We start from the raw sequence: 16,857 nt of genomic DNA, 5'->3' as shown, positions 1-16,857 counted from the left end.
ATATGAACGACAGTCTAATTCTCGAAGTGCATGACCTAGTCGTTCATGTCCTCACCGGCATTTACAGCCAGGAAACGCATTTGCCGCAGCCGCTGCGCATATCGATTAGCACGACGCTGGATATGGCACCACATTATGTGCCGGACACACCGCTGTCGGCGTCCAAAAACTATATGACGTTGAAAGAGGCCGCGACAAAATTGCCTGAGGGCGTGCACTTCACGCTGATCGAGGCGGTTGCCGATCATATCATGGATACGCTTTTTGCCGACGACCCGCGCATCAGCAACATCGTTGTCAAAATCGTTAAGCTGGCGATTGCCGAGGAGAATGAGGCGATTGGCATAACAATGTCGCGAGGCCGCAAGTGACAGCAGCGCCGCTTGCAATTTTAACAGGTGGCAAGCGTCGGCTGGGCGCAGAGATTGCGGCGAAGCTTGCGGGCGCTGGTTACGCCCTTGCTTTGGTGAGCCATATGGATGCGCCGCCAACTGATGCTTTGGCGGCGGCACTGGACGCCCAACATAACGCATGGCACGCTTTCACCTTTGACCTTAGCACCGGTAATCCAGCCGAGCTCATCGACGCAATCGCATCGCATTTTGGCCGAACACCGGATCTGCTGGTGAACAATGCGGCGATGTTCGGGCAGGATGATTGGCAGGCGATGACGCTTGAAACGCTGGAGGCGCATTTCAGGCTCAATATGTTTGCGCCACTCTTGCTGGCACAGGCTTTAGTCCGCGCCGCTGGCCCAACGAACCGGCCAGCTATTGTCAACATCCTCGACCAACGTATCGCCAACCCGCATGGCGATCAGATAAGCTATACGTTATCAAAGCAAGCTCTCGCGGCATCGGTACGGTCCATGGCGGCATCATTCGCTGGGCGTGCCCGTTATAATGGCGTTGCGCCCGGGCTTGTTATTTCAACCGATGATTACACCGCAGACCAAGAGGTGCGGTTGGCCAATATGATGCCCTTGGGCAAGCTGCCATGGCCCTCTGCTGTAGCGGACGCAGTGGTCTATCTCGCCCAAGCGCAGGATGTCACAGGACAGGTTATTTTTGTCGATGGCGGCGCGCATTTGAAAAGCTTCGACCGCGACTTCATGCATCTTTAGCGCACGCGCCAAACGCGGATGCCCTTGCCCATGACTGGCAGTGGCACGAGCCAATCCGGCACTTTGCCCTTTGCCATTCGTGCCCACAACCCGGCCGCGCCTTGCGACCGATAATTGCGCAAGTCCACAAATAACTTGCTTATCGGCAGCTGTTTGGCCATAGGGCGTTCAAGCGCATGAGGCGAGCGGACAGATCCGCCGCAGTTTTGGCAGCGTGAGGGCCCGGCCAAAGGCTCCGCCAAACGAACAAGATGCGTAAGCTTAGAGGCTTCCCACATCACGCAGGGTTGTTTCCAACGGGTCGGCATACGCTGCTCCCGAACACCTGCTGTTGCGCCTATGCGGTCCTGATGAAAGGACGCGCGTCATGGGCTGCGACGACTATTTTGAAAGTATAAAAATGTCTTTTTTCCAAGACCTGGGCCTTGCCCAACCTATCCTGAAGGCGCTTGAGGCGGCGGGCTATGATACGCCGACCCCAATTCAGCAACAGGCTATTCCCTCCTTGCTCGAGGGCCGCGATCTATGCGGTATCGCCCAAACCGGAACGGGCAAAACCGCTGCGTTTGCGCTGCCGTCCCTCCATCATTTCGCCACCAAGCCAAAGGCGCGTCAGCAATATAGCTGCCGGATGCTTGTCTTGTCGCCCACACGTGAACTTGCGGCGCAGATCGCCGACAGTTTTCGCACTTATGGCAAATTCCTTGGCCTGAAAGTCGATTGCGTTTTTGGCGGCATGCCGATTTTCAGCCAGAAAAAGCGTCTTGCCACCGGCGTCGATATTCTTGTCGCTACACCTGGCCGCTTGATCGACCTTATTGAACAGCGCGCCGTGACGCTCAAGGATGTTGAAATCTTCGTCCTTGATGAAGCCGACCAGATGATGGACCTTGGTTTCATCCACGCGCTAAAGCGTATCGACCAGTTGTTGCCAAAGCAGCGTCAGACATTGTTCTTTTCAGCGACCATGCCAAAGGCGATTTCTGAACTGGGCAATCGCTTCCTCAACAATCCTGTGCGTGTTTCGGTCGCCCCCGCGGCAACCACAGCGGAGCGCGTTGAACAGTTTGTGACCTTTGTTGAGCAGCGCGAAAAGCAAACCCTGCTGACGCTTAAATTACAAAGCGAGGAGGTTGACCGGGCGCTTGTCTTCACCCGTACTAAGCATGGCGCCGACCGCGTCGTGCGCGGGCTTGCCGGCGCAGGTATTCAATCAGCAGCCATCCACGGCAACAAATCGCAAGGCCAGCGCACCGCTGCGCTGCAAGCGTTCCGCGATGGCAAGATCAAGATCCTTGTCGCAACGGATATTGCGGCGCGCGGCATTGACGTTCCTGGTGTCAGCCATGTGTTCAATTTTGAATTGCCCAATGTGCCTGAACAATATGTGCACCGGATTGGCCGCACGGCCCGCGCAGGTCGCGAAGGCATTGCCATGAGCTTCGTTGCGGGCGATGAGCGTGGCTATATGAAAGACATTGAGCGTTTGACGGGCGTGCGCGCCATGACGCTTGGCCTTCCAGAAGGCTTCCGTGCAGCAGTTGCAGCGTTGCCACCCCCCGTTGCGGATAAGAAACCACAACAGGCACGCGGCGGTCGCGGTGGTGGTCAGCCAGGCGGCGGACGCACCAATTATGCCGGCAAAAAGCTTGGCGGCAATAATGGCGGCACTGGCTTAAATGGTGAAAGCCGTAATCGCACGCACGCCCCGCAAGGCGGCTGGCAACCAGCGATTGGTCCGCGCGACGGCAGCCGCGAAGATAGCCGTGAAGGTGGCCGCGATGCACGTCCACGCAGCGACAATGCGCCAGATGGAGATCGTCGTCCAACCGCCGACCGCGCCTTTGCTGCACGCAGCGAAAACCGCCGCGATCCTGGCGCACCTGCCCGCAATTACGGCCCCAAAAAGGCTGGTAATGGCAACTATAAGGGCACGGTCAAGCGCGCTGGGTAAAACTCGCAATTAGTTAAAGGCCGTCATGCTGAACCAAGTTCGACATGACGGCCTTTGGCACATTAATGCCTAAAATGCCGCATGCCGGTGAAGACCATGGCGAGGCCAGCTTCATCGGCGGCGGCGATTACTTCGTCATCACGCATGGAACCGCCGGGCTGAATGACCGCCGTTGCTCCCGCCTCGGCGGCTGCAAGCAGTCCGTCGGCGAACGGGAAGAAAGCGTCTGAAGCTACGGCCGACCCCACGGTGCGCGGCTCTGCCCAACCATAGGTTTCTGCAGCCTCTTTTGCCTTAATCGCGGCGATCCGCGCGCTGTCACGCCGGTTCATTTGGCCAGCACCAATGCCCGCGGTGGCACCATCCTTGGCATATACAATGGCGTTCGATTTCACATGCTTGGCGATCGTCCAGGCAAAGCGACAATCCGCCAGTTCCTGTGCGCTTGGGGCGCGCTTGGTCACAACAGTGAATGCAGCATCGGCAACATGGCCATTGTCCCGTGACTGCACGATCAACCCGCCGGTAATCGGCTTGATCGATAAACCACTGCGCTTCGGATCGGGCAACTCCCCTGTCAGCAGCAACCGCAAATTCTTCTTCTTGGCAAAAACGGCCTTTGCCGCATCATCAGCGGACGGGGCAGCTACGACCTCGGTAAATATCTCGGTAATCGCTTCTGCCGTCGCCGCATCCAGCGGGCGATTGACAGCAACGATACCGCCAAAGGCCGAGACGCTGTCGCATTCCAGTGCCACGCGATAGGCGTCGATCAATGTCGCACCCGTTGCCACACCGCAAGGGTTGGCATGCTTGACGATAACGACCGTCGGCGGGCCATCGCGAAACTCGGCGACCAGCTCAAGCGCGGCATCCGCGTCGTTGTAATTATTATACGATAGCTCTTTGCCCTGAACTTGCTCGGCTTGCGCGATGCCGGCGATATGCGGCCCGACCGGCACATACAGCGCCGCACGTTGATGGGGGTTTTCGCCATAGCGCAACTCCGTCACGCAATTGCCATTGACGGCGAGCATGTCGGGGAACACCTGTTGTTGGTCTGCAAAGGCAAACCACTGGCTAATCATACTGTCATAGGCTGCCGTTGCAGAATATGCCTTCGCTGCGCATGTGCGGCGGAAGGCATAGCTTGTCTTGCCGTCGCTTTCCTCAAGCTCGGCAATCAGGTCGTCATAATCTGCCGGATCGGTCAGGATCGTCACAAAGGCGTGGTTTTTCGCAGCGCTGCGCACCATTGACGGCCCGCCAATGTCGATATTCTCGATGATTTCATCGCGCGTTGCGCCTTTCGCCACTGTCTGCGCGAAAGGATAGAGATTGACCACGACCAAGTCGATTGCGCCGATATGATGTTCGGCCATCGCGGCGGCATGTTCGGGATTGTCGCGCACCGCCAGCAGGCCGCCATGCACCATCGGGTGCAATGTCTTAACGCGTCCGTTCATCATTTCGGGAAAGCCTGTTAGCTCGCTAATGTCCTTGACCGTCAAACCCGCCGCACGCAGCGTTTTGGCGGTGCCACCTGTGGATACCAATTCCACATGACGCGCAGCCAATGCATGGCCAAGCTCAACCAACCCAGCCTTGTCGGACACCGACAGTAGGGCCCGTTTAATGACGACGTCTTGCATATATCTATCCTAAATGACGCAGTTGCCAGCTTATATGGAGGCCGCCTTTACCTGTGTCGGCAGCAATCACAAGTTGCCGGGTGGGGTGGGGGCGGCCGTTTTGATCTACCCACAGGCTATCATCGACGGTCAATATGCCGCCCGAGGTAAGAAATGCCCAGTTACTGCCATCGGCCATGCGCAGCAGAGCGGTCTGTGGTTTATCCGACGGCACAATTTCAATATCAGGTCCAAGGTGAAAACGAACAGCTACAGCGACATTGTCCTTAGGCTTAGGCTTAGGCTTAGGCTTCGCCTGCGGCAGCAGCGTATCTTCACCGCGCAGTTCCATGCCATCAGAGCGCAGAGTGAGCAGACGCGAATGATTATATCCAAAGCTTTTGGCGTAGCCGTCATGGCTTGCCTGAATACGTGTCGCCTGTTCAATGTCGCGGCGCTCAAGCTCGACCTCTGCAACGCCTTTGCCAAGATGCCCGCCCGCCAAGATCGCGGTCGAATTGGTATCATTCAGGCATAAGGTGGAATGTGCCGCAGTCGTCCGAAGCCCCCGGGCCAACGCCGCGGGTATCATCGCCCCGACGAGAGCCGCGCCCCCGCAATTCACAATGATCCGCTGCGCACCATGCGAAAGCTCGAACGCCAGGGTCGAGGCACAACCCGACGCAGACTGGCGCGCGAGCGGTGGTGGCCCTGCGTCCAGCAGCAGCACAGATTTGCCCGCCAACACGCGCTGATATCCCCAATCAAGCGCTTGCCTATGCGGCCGCGCGCGGACTTCGCTGGCGGCAACAAGCGCGTCGATGCGGTCCGCCGCGATATGTGCAGACCCCTGCCAAGCGCCAAGACCGCCGTCGGCATGCGTCAGGCCAAGCAAGGCGGGCACCGCGCGTCCCAATGCGTCTAAAAGAAAATCTGGTGCCAACTCGCCTTGCGCGACATAGCATTTCTTCAACAGGCTCAACAAGCCGATGAGCTCCATCAACTGGATGGGCGAACGCGACACGACACCGCCATCGGGGAATATTGTTGCCCGCAAGGAGTCTGCTAGCCCGTCCTCACCGACCGCGCGGCGGATTTTGCCTTCGGGCAAAAGCAGCGATGCAGCCACAACCCCTGCCCAGCCGACTGTTTTGGCAAAGTGGCTTTGCGCCCTTGGGGCCGATTGGTCCAAATGGCGCGCAACACGCGCGAAATGGTTGATCACGCGTGCGCGATAAATGGGTTCATTACTACTGAGCAAATAGGGCGATCCCGCCGCCATGTTCAAAAGCCGCCAAGCACAATTGTCGACCCGCCATGCGGGCTCGCGCGTCTTCATGCCATTGGCCAGCAACCAAGCATCCGCAATCTGTGCCGCAACTGGCGCACCTTCACCCCGGTTCGTCACAGCCGCCAGATCTCGCAACCAATCAAAGCGGTGAATATAATCGGTCAGCGATGGCTGCAGATCGAGCTTGTCATAATCCAGATCACAAAATGCTTGCTCAAAGCCCTGATAGTGGAACTTGCCAATGCGCAAAGACTGACCGCGGGCAGGATTTCCCTCCAACGGGTCCTGCGGCACTGCGAGCAAGCGCTGCGGCACCTTGCCTCTTAACCGCCCGCTGTGCAGCGGCGTACGCCATGTCAGTTTGTAGAATTGGAGAGAAAGGCGTTCGAGAATATTTTGGCCCGCGCCTGTGGGCCTGACGATTAAGGCCGTCTGCCGTTGATCCGTTCCGTCCTCAAACGCGCCGGTCATTCACCCCTCAGCGCCCGGATATTGGCCGCATAATGGTCCGCACCGCCCTTAAAGGTTGCAGTTCCCGCCACCAACGTGTCCGCGCCCGCCGAAATAGCAAGTGGAGCAGTGTCGGTGGTAATACCGCCATCGACCTCAAGCCGGATGTCGCGGCCAGTCTTATCAATCATTTTGCGGATGGCTTCTATCTTGCGCAGCTGACTGGAAATAAAGCTCTGCCCGCCAAAACCGGGGTTCACGCTCATGACCAGAATGAGATCAACGTCATCGATCAGATAATCCAGCATCTTTGCTGGCGTATGTGGATTAAGCACGATGCCCGCCATTTTGCCAAGTGACTTGATCAACTGCACCGTGCGATGCGGATGCGGTCCCGCCTCTGGGTGGAACGATATGATATCGGCCCCTGCATCGGCAAAATCCTGAACAAATTGGTCAACCGGCGATATCATCAAATGTACGTCGAACGGCTTGGTGCTATGCGGACGCAGCGCTTTTACGACGGCGGGGCCAATGGTGATATTTGGGACAAAATGCCCATCCATGACATCCACATGGATCCAGTCACAACCAGCCGCGTCAATCGCGCGCACTTCCTCTCCCAGCCGTGCAAAGTCAGCTGACAAAATCGATGGCGCAATGCGGACGGCGCTGGTCATATAAATCGCTTAGACGCTGGGCCCCGTGCGAGCAAGGCAGCGCGGCGCGTTATACACAGCTTATCACTGGCTAATGTGCGGCGTACGGCGATAAATGAACAGGTCGCCGATAACGTCATGCGACTCCGCAAATTTGGTGAAGCCAAGCTTGGCCGCGACATTGTGGGAGGCGGTATTGCCCGTATCGATAATGCAACGAATTTCACCCAGCGCCTGTGCATCGGCCCAATCCAAGATCGCCGTCATCGCCTCTGTGGCGTAGCCCTTGCCCCAAGCATCGGGCGTGAAGGCCCAGCCTGCCTCAGGAACGTCTTCCAGTTCGGCAATGCCGCGTTCAAATTGCGCGAGCCCGCCATTGCCGACAAAGCGCCCGCTTTCCCGTTCCACGAACGACCAATAGCCATAGCCAAATAGCGACCATAGACCGATGCCCTGAAGCATTTTGCTCCAACTGAGATTGCGGCTGCGCGGTTCGCCGCCGATAAACGCAGTCATGCGCGGGTCAGCCCATGCGGCTGCGTAGTCTTCCCAATGCAAAAGCGACATGGGTTCAATGGAAAGCCGCTGTGTGGTGAGCGTTGGCGCGGTCATGGGTCCTTATCCGGTGTGCGTGAAACGCGCCACAAAGAAGCCATCTAGACCGCCCTGTTCAGCCAGCATTGGTGGGATGGTGCGGACATGTCCATCTGCGTTTGCGACCACGCCGACGGGCAATTCGTCGGCGGTCACGGGTTGCGTTTTATATTCCGAATGTCGCGCAAGAAACGCCTCGACCTGTGCCTCACCCTCATGCGGTTCCAGCGAGCAAGTGGCAAAAACCAAAGTGCCGCCGGGTTTCACCCATCCGGCCGCGCGGTCCAACATCGCACTTTGGATCGCGGCGAGATTGTTGATCGCTTTCAGGTCGATACGCTGCAACACATCGGGGTGCCGGCGCATCGTGCCCGTGGCGCTGCACGGCGCATCTAAAAGGATCGCGTCAAACAAATGCGCCGGTTTCCAGTCCATCACATCGGCGTTCACGCGCTCCGCATTTAACTGTGTGCGTTCCAAATTCGACATAAGCCGATCCATCCGTCGTGCACTGTTGTCCAATGCCGTGACGGCAAAGCCAGCGACTGAAAGCTGCATGGTCTTACCACCAGGCGCCGCGCATAAATCAAGCGCGCGTCTGCCGGTGCCATCGCCCAAAAGCCGCGCAGGCAGACTGGCCGCGAGATCCTGAACCCACCATGCACCTTCATCATAGCCGTCAAGCTCCTCCACCGCGGTTCCGCGCGGCAGCCGGACATGGCCGGGCATCAGACTCACCCCACTTAATCTCTCTGCCCAAGCATCCGTTGCAGCTGGTTCCCGCAAGGCAAGGTCCAATGGCGGTGGTTCGGACAAGGCCTTTTGCGCGCCAGCGACCATGTCGTCGCCCCATGCGGGGTGCCAGCGCATCATCACCGCCTCGGGCAGTGACGGGAGTTCGGGTAACGCAACTTCGGCGCGCAGAAGCGACCCCAGAACGCCGTGCACCAGCCGCCTTGGCCCGCCATCGACCAAAGGCAGCGCCGTGGCAATGGCCGCATGGGCGGGCGTGCCAAGGCGCAAAATCTGGGCCAGCGCAAGGCGAAGTACCATCCGTGCTTTGGAATCATCGGGCAGCGCTTGCTTGGTCTTGCTGTCGATCAAAATGTCGAGATCAACCGCCCAGCGCAAAGTTTCCTGCGCAATCGCGATCGCCAGCGCACGATCAGGCGGCAAGAGGCCCTTGGTGGCATTGGCGGTGGCTTGGTCCATCGGGGTGCCCATACGCATCACGGTATCAAGCAGGCGCAGGGCAGCGCGGCGGGTGGGCAAGCCAGAAATTTCTTCAATCATAACCAAGCGCACTAGGCGTGTATGCGAAACAAGTGAAGAGCGCTTCTGCACGGCCCAAATTGCGATGCCACATCTTGCAAATGCCGAGGCGAAAGCCGATATTCCATTCAAGACATTTCGATCAAGGAAATTCGAACTATGGGCACGCGTCCACCAAATGTTAAAGCGCCGGAATATCTCTCCAAAAGTCTTCCGGTGCCCGAGCCGAAAGAGGTCGGCCGCGAGCCCGAACCCGATGCCGAAAGACCAGACCCCGTGCGTTATGGCGACTGGGAATTAAAGGGCGTAGCGATAGATTTCTAGGATCAGGACCAAAAACTCATGCGATAAACGGTGCAGAAACCTCTGGCCGGACGCGCACGAGACGCGCCGTTGCCTTATCAAGCATTGCCCAAGTCGTATTTGCCCGCACGATCACCTTGCCCCTGCCGTCAACGAAATCCACGCGCCGGTCGAACTGCGCGCCCTTTGGTTGGCTTTCAATCCAGGTCCGTCCCGTCACGCTTTCACCGGCAGCGATGTTCCCGCGATAATCAATCTCGTGCCGCGTCACGACCCAGAAAAAGGCCGCAATATGTTCAGGCGCGGCAACGGCCTGCCAATGCGACGTCGCCATATCCTGAATCCACCTTACCCAGACCGCGTTGTTGACATGTCCAAGCGCGTCAATATCGTCCGGCTGCGCGGTGAAGGATTGTTCAAACGGCGTCATTTTTGCGGTTTGGCCAACCCCATTTGCCAGATCAGGAACGCCGCCTCTTCGGCATTTTCGCGCAAGCGTTCAAAACGCCCCGACTTGCCACCATGGCCAGCACCCATATTAGTTTTAAGCAACAGCACATTGTCATCGGTCTTCATGTCACGCAGCTTTGCGACCATCTTCGCTGGCTCCCAATAGGTTACGCGCGGGTCGTTGAGGCCTGCGGTCCATAGCATCGGCGGATAAGCCTGCGCCTTCACATTGTCATAGGGCGAGTAGCTGCGGATATAATCGAACGCCGCCTTGTCCGTGATCGGGTTACCCCATTCTGGCCATTCGCCCGGGGTCAGCGGCAAATCCTTGTCGAGCATTGTATTGAGCACATCGACAAAGGCAACATGGCTGACCACCGCGCCAAATAGCTCGGGTGCCTGATTGACAACGGCGCCCATCAATTCGCCACCCGCGCTGCCGCCGCTCGCAGTCACCTTGCCTTTGCCGGTATAGCCCAAGCTAATTAAACCCTTGGCCGCGTCGACAAAGTCGTTGAACGTGTTGGTCCGCTTCATCAGCTTGCCGTCGAGATACCATTGATAGCCCAAGTCATCCCCGCCACGGATATGCGCAATCGCATAGGCAAATCCGCGATCGACTATGGACAGCCGGTTTGCGCTAAAGCCGGGCGGCGTGGCATAGCCATATGCGCCATAAGCATAGAGATGTAAGGGCTGACTGCCGTCATTTTTAAAGCCCTTTTTGGTGAGGATGGACACCGGCACCTTCGCCCCATCTCGCGCCGTGATCATCACGCGCTCGGTGACATATTGGGCAGGATCATATCCGCTGGGGATTTCCTGCACCTTCAATGTTTCCAGGCGCCCATCGGCAAGGATGTAGTCAAACACCGTGTCCGGCGTGACCATCGATTCATAACCAAGCCGCAGCTTCGTCACATCATATTCGGGGTTGTCGCCCAAGCCGGCGTCATAGCTTGCCTCAGGAAATGTGATCGCCTGAACCTTGCTTGCATCGGCATAATCGCGGATCTCAACTTGGTCGAGGCCATCTATGCGTCCTTCGGTGACATAGAAATTCTTGAACAGCGACAGGCCAGTTAGATAATGACGTTCGGAACCGGCAATCAGCGTTTTCCAGTCGCTCGGCGCCTTCATACTGGCGGTTGCAACGCGGAAGTTCACATGGTCATCGTTGGTGAGAATGAAGAGCGTCCCGTCGCGGACATCAACGCTATATTGCCGCCCTGTTTTACGCGGGGACACCATGATGGGGGTCGCGGTCGGATCATTGGCGGGTACCACACGCACTTCGCTGGTGACATTATCGCCCGTGCCAATGACAATCCAATCCTCTTGCGCGGTCAGGCCAACGCCGACGCCAAAACCGATATCCTGTTCCCGATAAAGCAATTTCGCCTTGGTCAGTTCATCACCAAGCCGATGATACCAGGCATTGTCCGTACGCCAGTTTTCATTGGCGAGGCCATAGACCACCCCCTTGCTGTCCGATGACCAGACGATACTGGACAGAGTGCCGGGAATGACATCACCCAATTTCGCACCGGTATCGAGATTGCGGAAATGCAAATCGAACCGCTCAGAGCCATTATCATCATAGGCATAAGCCAGTATTTTGCCATCGGGGCTGATTTCGGCAGCGCCCAGGCGGAAATAAGCCTTGTCCTTCGCAAGTTCGTTCTCATCCAGGATGAGCTGATCCGCATCACCAGCGACTGGCTTGCGATAATGCTTGCGATATTGCGCGCCTTCTTCGAATTTCGACCAATAGATATAATCGCCATCCTTTTGCGGGACCGAACTGTCGTCTTCTTTGACGCGGCCCTTCATTTCCTGAAAAATCGTTTCGGTCAGCTGTGCCTGCGGCGCCATTTGCGCTTCAAAATAGGCGTTCTCTGCCTTTACATGCGTCAAAATCTCGACATCATCGATCGTCGGATAACTTGAATCGCGCAGCCAGTGATAATCGTCGATAATCGTGACATTGTGATATGTCGCCTGATGCGGACGCTTGGCGGCGATTGGGGGCTTGATCTGCGAGGTAGATTTTTCGGTCATGGCTTCTTTCTGGGCAATTGCGGGCGAGGCTAATGCGCTGATTGCAAAAATCATTGGGAGCAGTGCTTTCATGAGACAACTTCATCGCGTATATGGATGGCATAACCATATGAACGGAAGTCCGATATGTCTACCTATGAAGCCCGCCTCGCCGCCCTGCGCGCACAATTGAAGAAAGAACAACTGGACGGCTTCGTTGTTCCTATCTGCGACGAGCATATGTCGGAATATGTTGGCGATTATGCGCAAAGGCTTGGTTGGCTCACGGGCTTTGGCGGGTCAGCGGGATCAGCGGTCGTACTTTCCGAAGAGGCCGCGATCTTCACCGATGGTCGCTACACGCTTCAAGTACGCGAGCAGGTCGATGGCAAACATTGGCAATATGTCGGCGTTCCGCAAACGAGCATTACTGACTGGTTGAAGGGCCACGCCCCTACAGGCGCGCGCATCGGGCATGACGCGTGGGTCCACACCAAAGGCTGGGTGGAAAGTGCGACCAAGGCACTGGCCGCCAAGGGCGCCGAACTGGTTGCGGTTAAAAGTAATCCAATCGACAGGGTGTGGGCTGAACAGCCTCAGAAAAGCGTGGCCAAGCTGATCGTACATGACACCCAATATGCCGGGCAAAGCAGCGCCGAAAAACGCGCCGCTGTTGCCGAATGGCTGACGGCGAATAAGCTCGACAGCACGGTGATTTCCGCGCTGGATTCGGTCGCATGGTTGCTGAATGTCCGCGGCTCCGACGTGTCAAACACGCCCGTTGCGCTAAGCTTTGTGCTTGCCCATGCCAATGGCACGGCGGACCTGTTTGTCGCACCCGAAAAGGTTGACGACGTCGTCCGCGCGCATCTTGGCAATGCCGTGCGCCTGCGCGATCCATCGGAATTCGTGCCGGAATTGCGATCGATGAAGGACAAGCGCATCGCGGTTGACCCCGACCGTGCCGTGGCCGCGATTTTCGGCGCGCTGCAAGCCGGCGGCGCGCATATCATCGAAGCACGCGACCCGACAATATTGCCTAAGGCGGTCAAAAACTCCATTGAGCAATCTGGCCACCGCGCTGCTCAAGCCCGCGATGGCGCCTCCTTGAGCCGCTTCCTGCACTGGATGCACGAAACTGCCCATCAGGGGGAACTGCATGAGCTATCCGCTGCTGCACGCCTCAGGGCGTTCCGTGAGGATACAGGCATGCTCAAGGACCTGTCGTTCGACACGATCTCAGCCACGGGCCCCAATGGCGCGCACTGCCATTACAAGGTTGATGAAAGCACCAATCGAGCGATTGAACCCAACAGCATCTATTTGGTCGACAGCGGCGGACAATATCTCGACGGTACCACTGACGTTACCCGAACCATGTGGGTAGGCCCCGGGGCGCCAACCGCAGAGATGCAAGACCGCTTCACCCGCGTTCTCAAGGGCCATATTGCCTTGGCCTGCGCAGTCTTCCCAGAAGGTACAAGAGGCGCGCAATTGGATACCATGGCGCGCGCATCACTTTGGCAGGCCGGCCTTGATTACGCACATGGCACTGGCCACGGCGTCGGTAGCTTCCTTGCCGTTCACGAAGGGCCGCAGCGCATCGCCAAATTCGCTGGCGGGCAAGCGGGCAGCGACGAGCCGTTGCAGGCGGGGATGATCCTGTCGAACGAGCCGGGCTATTACAAGCAAGGCGAATATGGCATCCGCATTGAAAATCTAGTGCTGGTCGAGGACCGCGCAATCGCAGGCGCAGAGGGGCGCTATCTCGGTTTCGAAACCCTGACCTTCGCACCTATCGACAAGACATTAGTGGACGTCAGCCTGCTCAATAGCGATGAATTGCGCTGGTGGAACGATTACCACGCAAAGGTCTTAGATGTGGTTGGCCCACAACTGGATGGCGCAGCACTAAAATGGACGCAGGAGGCCTGTGCGCCTATGGCGGCGGCCTAAGCCGTTTGTTCAAAGCCTATGATGCGCGCCTAGGCTCGCACGGATGCGGTCGAGGGAGGGTTTGCGGATGGCGGCCTTGTTCCATGCGTACGCCGGAGCGGGAAGTTGCGCGAGCTGGCCCGCAACGGCGATGGCTTTTGCTTCGACCGTGCCTGCCTCTGCAAGCATGTCGAGATAACCCGCCTCGACTGCGCCTTCGGGATTATATATAAAGCCCTGGATCATCGCGCGCGTCAGGTGCGACGGGTTCAGGCGATCGCGTGCAAGCTCCATCGCGAAAATAGGCAGGTTCATACCCGTGATCGCCTCGTTCGCGCCAATTTTATAGTCGCCTGCGGTGCCAATACGCGTGTCGCACGCGTGAAGGATGAAAGCCCCCATCGCAATTGCATGCCCATTGCAGCCGGCGACAACAGGCAACGGCCCGCCATATAGGCGCAGCAATAAGGCGGCGCCGGCATCCAGCAGCTTATACACGCCGTCGGCGCCGAGGCTGGCAAAGGCGTTCAGGTCAAACCCACCCGAGAAACGACCATCACGCCCCGTCAGGACAATGGCTTTGGCGTTGGCTTCAGCGGTATCAAGCGCGCTGTTTAGCGCCGCCAGCATGTCGAAGTTGATGGCATTGGCTTTGCCGTCGTCCATGCGGATCAGGGCGATGTCGTTGGTAATTTCGACAGTGGCGGACATATTGGATCTCCCGTGCGTTTCAGTCGCACGACTAAGGCCGAAAGTTTACGTAAACGTCAACCTCTATATATTGCATCCGATGTCATCAGGCGGGGCCGAAATGGCCGTGCAAGTCTTGCCTTGGATGAACGTTTTTCCAGTGGCGCAGGCGCATCCAATGACTATGTTGCACCTGAACCATTTTCCGAGGAGCATCGCATGACCCAGACTTTTTCCGAATATACCCCCGCCGATGTCTGGGAGTGGACTACCGAAAATGGCGGCCAGTTCGCAAAGATCAACCGCCCAGTCGCAGGCGCCACGCATGACAAGGAACGTCCTGTCGGCAGACACCCGATGCAGCTTTACTCGCTCGCAACGCCAAACGGGGTAAAGGTCACGGTAATGCTTGAGGAGCTGCTGGCACTTGGCCACAGCGGCGCGGAATATGATGCGTGGCTGGTCAACATCCGCGACGGCAACCAGTTTTCAAGTGGCTTTGTCGATGCCAACCCCAATTCCAAAATCCCTGCATTGTTTGACCACTCCACGCCGGAGCCCACGCGCGTGTTCGAATCCGGGTCGATCTTACTGTATCTTGCGGAAAAGTTCGGCGCGTTTCTGCCGACCGAGCATCGTGCCCGGACCGAGACCATCAATTGGCTGATGTGGCAAATGGGCAGCGCGCCGTATCTGGGCGGCGGCTTTGGCCATTTTTATGCCTACGCGCCCTTTAAGTTTGAATATGCGATTGACCGCTTCGCAATGGAAGTGAAGCGGCAATTGGATGTGCTCGACCGGAATTTGGGCGAGCGCACATATATGGCGGGCGACGCCTACACTATTGCCGATATGGCAATTTGGCCGTGGTATGGCGCGCTGGTGAAGGGCCTAATTTACGATGCGGGCGCATTTTTGGCGGTGCATGAATACAAGAATGTCATTCGCTGGACGGACCTGATCGCCGAGCGTCCGGCGGTCAAGAGGGGCCGCATGGTCAACCGCGTGATGGGTGACCCGGCAAGCCAGTTGCATGAGCGGCACGACGCGGGGGACTTCGACACCAAGACACAAGACAAGATTATCCCGGGCACTTGAACGCGCGCAGTGCCGCAAATTGCGGCGGAACTTTACGCCCCCTCGACATAAGTTCTTGCGCCCGCCCTTGGGGATACATCGTGTCACGCGTTATCGGCAGTTTGACCTCCACATTGGTAGCGTCAAGTTTAGCCGGCGAACAAATCTGAAATACAACCCCAAGCACAGTAGACGCAGGGCGCCAGCCCTCGTGCGTGCATTTATTGCACTTCTCACCCATTGCGGGGGGCGCCCTTTTTTGGTATCGACGGCTCACGCTAAATCAGCGCGCTGTCTTTACGTCGAGCGCACTCTGCGGCGCAAGCGTGCGCGATTGATCGAACGCTCTCCACTTTCAGCAAAACTCTCTCTCCTTGGAGGTATCGATATGGATTATGGCGAAGGCACAGCCGCAACTATTGGCGGCGTCACGACAACAAATAATGAGCGGCGCGAGCAGCGCGGCGGCGGCGCGAGCCGAGGGGGCCCCCCTGGGGAGGTTGGCAGCGCGTTGCGCGATCGCACTCCGCGCTACCTCAGCGAGCGCGACGTAGCCCGCAGGCGTGCGGACGAGAGGGTGGGTGGGTGGGACTTAATTGACGGCCACACCTCGACGTGTCGGATGCTGGACGTCAATTGCGGCGACGTGTCGCCGGAAGACTTCCGGCGCGGCGCCCTCTCCGACGATCCGCGCGTGCAGGTCTCGCGCCTGAAGGCCCTCTTTAGGGCTTGCGGAATTGTCGGCGTCGCCGACGAAGTGGAGCGGGCGGATGTCGTTCGCGTGGCGGCGGAGTATGCGCCGCAGAGCGAGGGCGAGAGGCAGCTGGTGTTTCAGGCGATTGCGACGCACTTCATGGCGCTGCGCTCTGCGGGCGAGGCAATGTCGGGCAGGCACGCGCCGCAAGTCGCGGCGCTCTGCACTGGAGACTTTGTCAAGGTCTCCAAGCTGCACGCCACCCTGCACGGCACGCTGCAGGCAATGCGGCGTGACGCCAGTCCCCCACCGAAAGAGATCCACGGCCACGTGCACCTCCACGCTGACGGCATTCCGTCAATGCTGGTGGGTGGTGGCGATGATTGGCCATCTGCGGCCGTGAGGCCGGCCTTGGCGCCGCCTGACGCACCCGACGCGTCGGATGCCGACGCCTCGGGCGCAGATCTCCTGTGAGCGTCGAAGGGAGGCCTGCCGCGGCGGGGCGCCACCCCCGAAATACAGGGCCGATGCACTTGAGCCCGCGCTGCGGGGCGCGGACGCGTTGCCGCATGCATGGCGGCGCTTTGGGCTCAGGCGCGCCGCGTGGCAATCAGAATGCCTTGAAGTCGGGCCTCCACACGGCTGAGGCGCTGGCTGAGTTGCGGCGGGCGAAGGCGGTTATGCGAGAGACTTG

General features: G+C 58.2%; 16 protein-coding genes. 7 read left to right on the top strand and 9 right to left on the bottom strand.

Annotated features, from left to right (window positions below; translation table 11 throughout):
- The first annotated feature begins 2 nt into the window (after positions 1–2).
- Both QE270_RS07665 and QE270_RS07660 read left to right on the top strand, forming a co-directional pair.
- The gene (locus QE270_RS07665) at positions 3–371 is read left to right on the top strand and encodes a dihydroneopterin aldolase (RefSeq protein WP_300037574.1); all 369 of its coding nucleotides are present in this window, start codon (positions 3–5) and stop codon (positions 369–371) included.
- The gene (locus QE270_RS07660; protein ID WP_300037571.1) at positions 368–1,123 is read left to right on the top strand and encodes an SDR family oxidoreductase; all 756 of its coding nucleotides are present in this window, start codon (positions 368–370) and stop codon (positions 1,121–1,123) included. The genes QE270_RS07665 and QE270_RS07660 overlap by 4 nt, the downstream gene beginning before the upstream one ends.
- Here QE270_RS07660 and QE270_RS07655 read toward each other — a convergent pair.
- Entirely contained in the window at positions 1,120–1,284 is a 165-nt protein-coding gene (locus QE270_RS07655; protein ID WP_300037569.1) for a hypothetical protein, read from the bottom strand. The two genes, QE270_RS07660 and QE270_RS07655, sit on opposite strands and share 4 nt — an antisense overlap.
- 239 nt (positions 1,285–1,523) lie before the next feature.
- On the opposite strand from QE270_RS07655, the gene QE270_RS07650 reads away from it, so the two are divergent.
- A complete protein-coding gene (locus QE270_RS07650; protein WP_300037566.1) occupies positions 1,524–3,077 on the top strand; it encodes a DEAD/DEAH box helicase in 1,554 nt (517 codons plus the stop codon).
- Positions 3,078–3,139: 62 nt separating this feature from the next.
- On the opposite strand, the gene purH is transcribed toward QE270_RS07650, so the two are convergent.
- From purH to QE270_RS07625, 5 genes are all read right to left on the bottom strand, one after another.
- On the bottom strand, positions 3,140–4,729 hold the full coding sequence (purH, locus tag QE270_RS07645; RefSeq protein ID WP_300037563.1) for a bifunctional phosphoribosylaminoimidazolecarboxamide formyltransferase/IMP cyclohydrolase: 1,590 nt from the start codon (positions 4,727–4,729) through the stop codon (positions 3,140–3,142).
- Between the two features lie 4 nt (positions 4,730–4,733).
- Complete coding sequence (locus QE270_RS07640; RefSeq protein WP_300037560.1) at positions 4,734–6,470, bottom strand: heparinase II/III family protein; 1,737 nt, start codon at positions 6,468–6,470, stop codon at positions 4,734–4,736.
- Positions 6,467–7,129: a ribulose-phosphate 3-epimerase gene (rpe, locus tag QE270_RS07635; RefSeq protein WP_300037557.1), complete on the bottom strand. Its 663-nt coding sequence runs from the start codon at positions 7,127–7,129 to the stop codon at positions 6,467–6,469. Before rpe ends, QE270_RS07640 begins: the two co-directional genes overlap by 4 nt.
- A gap of 63 nt (positions 7,130–7,192) precedes the next feature.
- Entirely contained in the window at positions 7,193–7,720 is a 528-nt protein-coding gene (locus QE270_RS07630) for a GNAT family N-acetyltransferase (RefSeq protein WP_300037554.1), read from the bottom strand.
- Between the two features lie 6 nt (positions 7,721–7,726).
- The gene (locus QE270_RS07625; protein ID WP_300037551.1) at positions 7,727–8,995 is read right to left on the bottom strand and encodes a transcription antitermination factor NusB; all 1,269 of its coding nucleotides are present in this window, start codon (positions 8,993–8,995) and stop codon (positions 7,727–7,729) included.
- A gap of 138 nt (positions 8,996–9,133) precedes the next feature.
- Here QE270_RS07625 and QE270_RS07620 point away from each other — a divergent pair, with 138 nt between their 5' ends.
- Complete coding sequence (locus QE270_RS07620; protein ID WP_300037548.1) at positions 9,134–9,298, top strand: DUF1674 domain-containing protein; 165 nt, start codon at positions 9,134–9,136, stop codon at positions 9,296–9,298.
- 16 nt (positions 9,299–9,314) lie between these two features.
- Here QE270_RS07620 and QE270_RS07615 read toward each other — a convergent pair whose 3' ends face one another.
- Positions 9,315–9,707: an acyl-CoA thioesterase gene (locus QE270_RS07615; protein WP_300037545.1), complete on the bottom strand. Its 393-nt coding sequence runs from the start codon at positions 9,705–9,707 to the stop codon at positions 9,315–9,317.
- A complete protein-coding gene (locus QE270_RS07610) occupies positions 9,704–11,788 on the bottom strand; it encodes a S9 family peptidase (protein WP_300037542.1) in 2,085 nt (694 codons plus the stop codon). Before QE270_RS07610 ends, QE270_RS07615 begins: the two co-directional genes overlap by 4 nt.
- A gap of 126 nt (positions 11,789–11,914) precedes the next feature.
- Between QE270_RS07610 and QE270_RS07605 the strand changes: the two genes are divergently transcribed.
- Positions 11,915–13,723, top strand: a complete 1,809-nt coding sequence (locus tag QE270_RS07605) for an aminopeptidase P family protein (RefSeq protein WP_300037539.1) — start codon at positions 11,915–11,917, stop codon at positions 13,721–13,723.
- Between the two features lie 9 nt (positions 13,724–13,732).
- On the opposite strand, the gene QE270_RS07600 is transcribed toward QE270_RS07605, so the two are convergent.
- Positions 13,733–14,413, bottom strand: coding sequence for a crotonase/enoyl-CoA hydratase family protein (locus QE270_RS07600; RefSeq protein ID WP_300037536.1), 681 nt, complete (start codon positions 14,411–14,413; stop codon positions 13,733–13,735).
- A gap of 198 nt (positions 14,414–14,611) precedes the next feature.
- On the opposite strand from QE270_RS07600, the gene yghU reads away from it, so the two are divergent.
- Together yghU and QE270_RS07590 are read left to right on the top strand one after the other, a co-directional pair.
- Complete coding sequence (gene yghU, locus QE270_RS07595; RefSeq protein ID WP_300037534.1) at positions 14,612–15,490, top strand: glutathione-dependent disulfide-bond oxidoreductase; 879 nt, start codon at positions 14,612–14,614, stop codon at positions 15,488–15,490.
- 601 nt (positions 15,491–16,091) lie between these two features.
- Positions 16,092–16,637 (top strand): hypothetical protein, encoded by a 546-nt coding sequence (locus QE270_RS07590; RefSeq protein ID WP_300037531.1) that lies wholly within the window; start codon positions 16,092–16,094, stop codon positions 16,635–16,637.
- Positions 16,638–16,857 lie beyond the last annotated feature (220 nt).

This window comes from Sphingorhabdus sp., assembly GCF_029865925.1.
Classification (GTDB): Bacteria; Pseudomonadota; Alphaproteobacteria; order Sphingomonadales; family Sphingomonadaceae; genus Sphingorhabdus_B.
This window is presented reverse-complemented; position numbering and strand designations above follow the sequence as displayed.

Bases quoted from the DNA above. Each gene is read 5' to 3' on its own strand.
- QE270_RS07665 (WP_300037574.1), top strand. From the start codon at position 3: ATGAACGACAGTCTAATTCTCGAAGTGCATGACCTAGTCGTTCATGTC.
- QE270_RS07655 (WP_300037569.1), bottom strand. From the start codon at position 1,284: ATGGCCAAACAGCTGCCGATAAGCAAGTTATTTGTGGACTTGCGCAAT.
- QE270_RS07650 (WP_300037566.1), top strand. From the start codon at position 1,524: ATGTCTTTTTTCCAAGACCTGGGCCTTGCCCAACCTATCCTGAAGGCG.
- purH (WP_300037563.1), bottom strand. From the start codon at position 4,729: ATGCAAGACGTCGTCATTAAACGGGCCCTACTGTCGGTGTCCGACAAG.
- QE270_RS07640 (WP_300037560.1), bottom strand. From the start codon at position 6,470: ATGACCGGCGCGTTTGAGGACGGAACGGATCAACGGCAGACGGCCTTA.
- rpe (WP_300037557.1), bottom strand. From the start codon at position 7,129: ATGACCAGCGCCGTCCGCATTGCGCCATCGATTTTGTCAGCTGACTTT.
- QE270_RS07630 (WP_300037554.1), bottom strand. From the start codon at position 7,720: ATGACCGCGCCAACGCTCACCACACAGCGGCTTTCCATTGAACCCATG.
- QE270_RS07625 (WP_300037551.1), bottom strand. From the start codon at position 8,995: ATGATTGAAGAAATTTCTGGCTTGCCCACCCGCCGCGCTGCCCTGCGC.
- QE270_RS07620 (WP_300037548.1), top strand. From the start codon at position 9,134: ATGGGCACGCGTCCACCAAATGTTAAAGCGCCGGAATATCTCTCCAAA.
- QE270_RS07615 (WP_300037545.1), bottom strand. From the start codon at position 9,707: ATGACGCCGTTTGAACAATCCTTCACCGCGCAGCCGGACGATATTGAC.
- QE270_RS07610 (WP_300037542.1), bottom strand. From the start codon at position 11,788: ATGACCGAAAAATCTACCTCGCAGATCAAGCCCCCAATCGCCGCCAAG.
- QE270_RS07605 (WP_300037539.1), top strand. From the start codon at position 11,915: ATGTCTACCTATGAAGCCCGCCTCGCCGCCCTGCGCGCACAATTGAAG.
- QE270_RS07600 (WP_300037536.1), bottom strand. From the start codon at position 14,413: ATGTCCGCCACTGTCGAAATTACCAACGACATCGCCCTGATCCGCATG.
- yghU (WP_300037534.1), top strand. From the start codon at position 14,612: ATGACCCAGACTTTTTCCGAATATACCCCCGCCGATGTCTGGGAGTGG.
- QE270_RS07590 (WP_300037531.1), top strand. From the start codon at position 16,092: ATGCTGGACGTCAATTGCGGCGACGTGTCGCCGGAAGACTTCCGGCGC.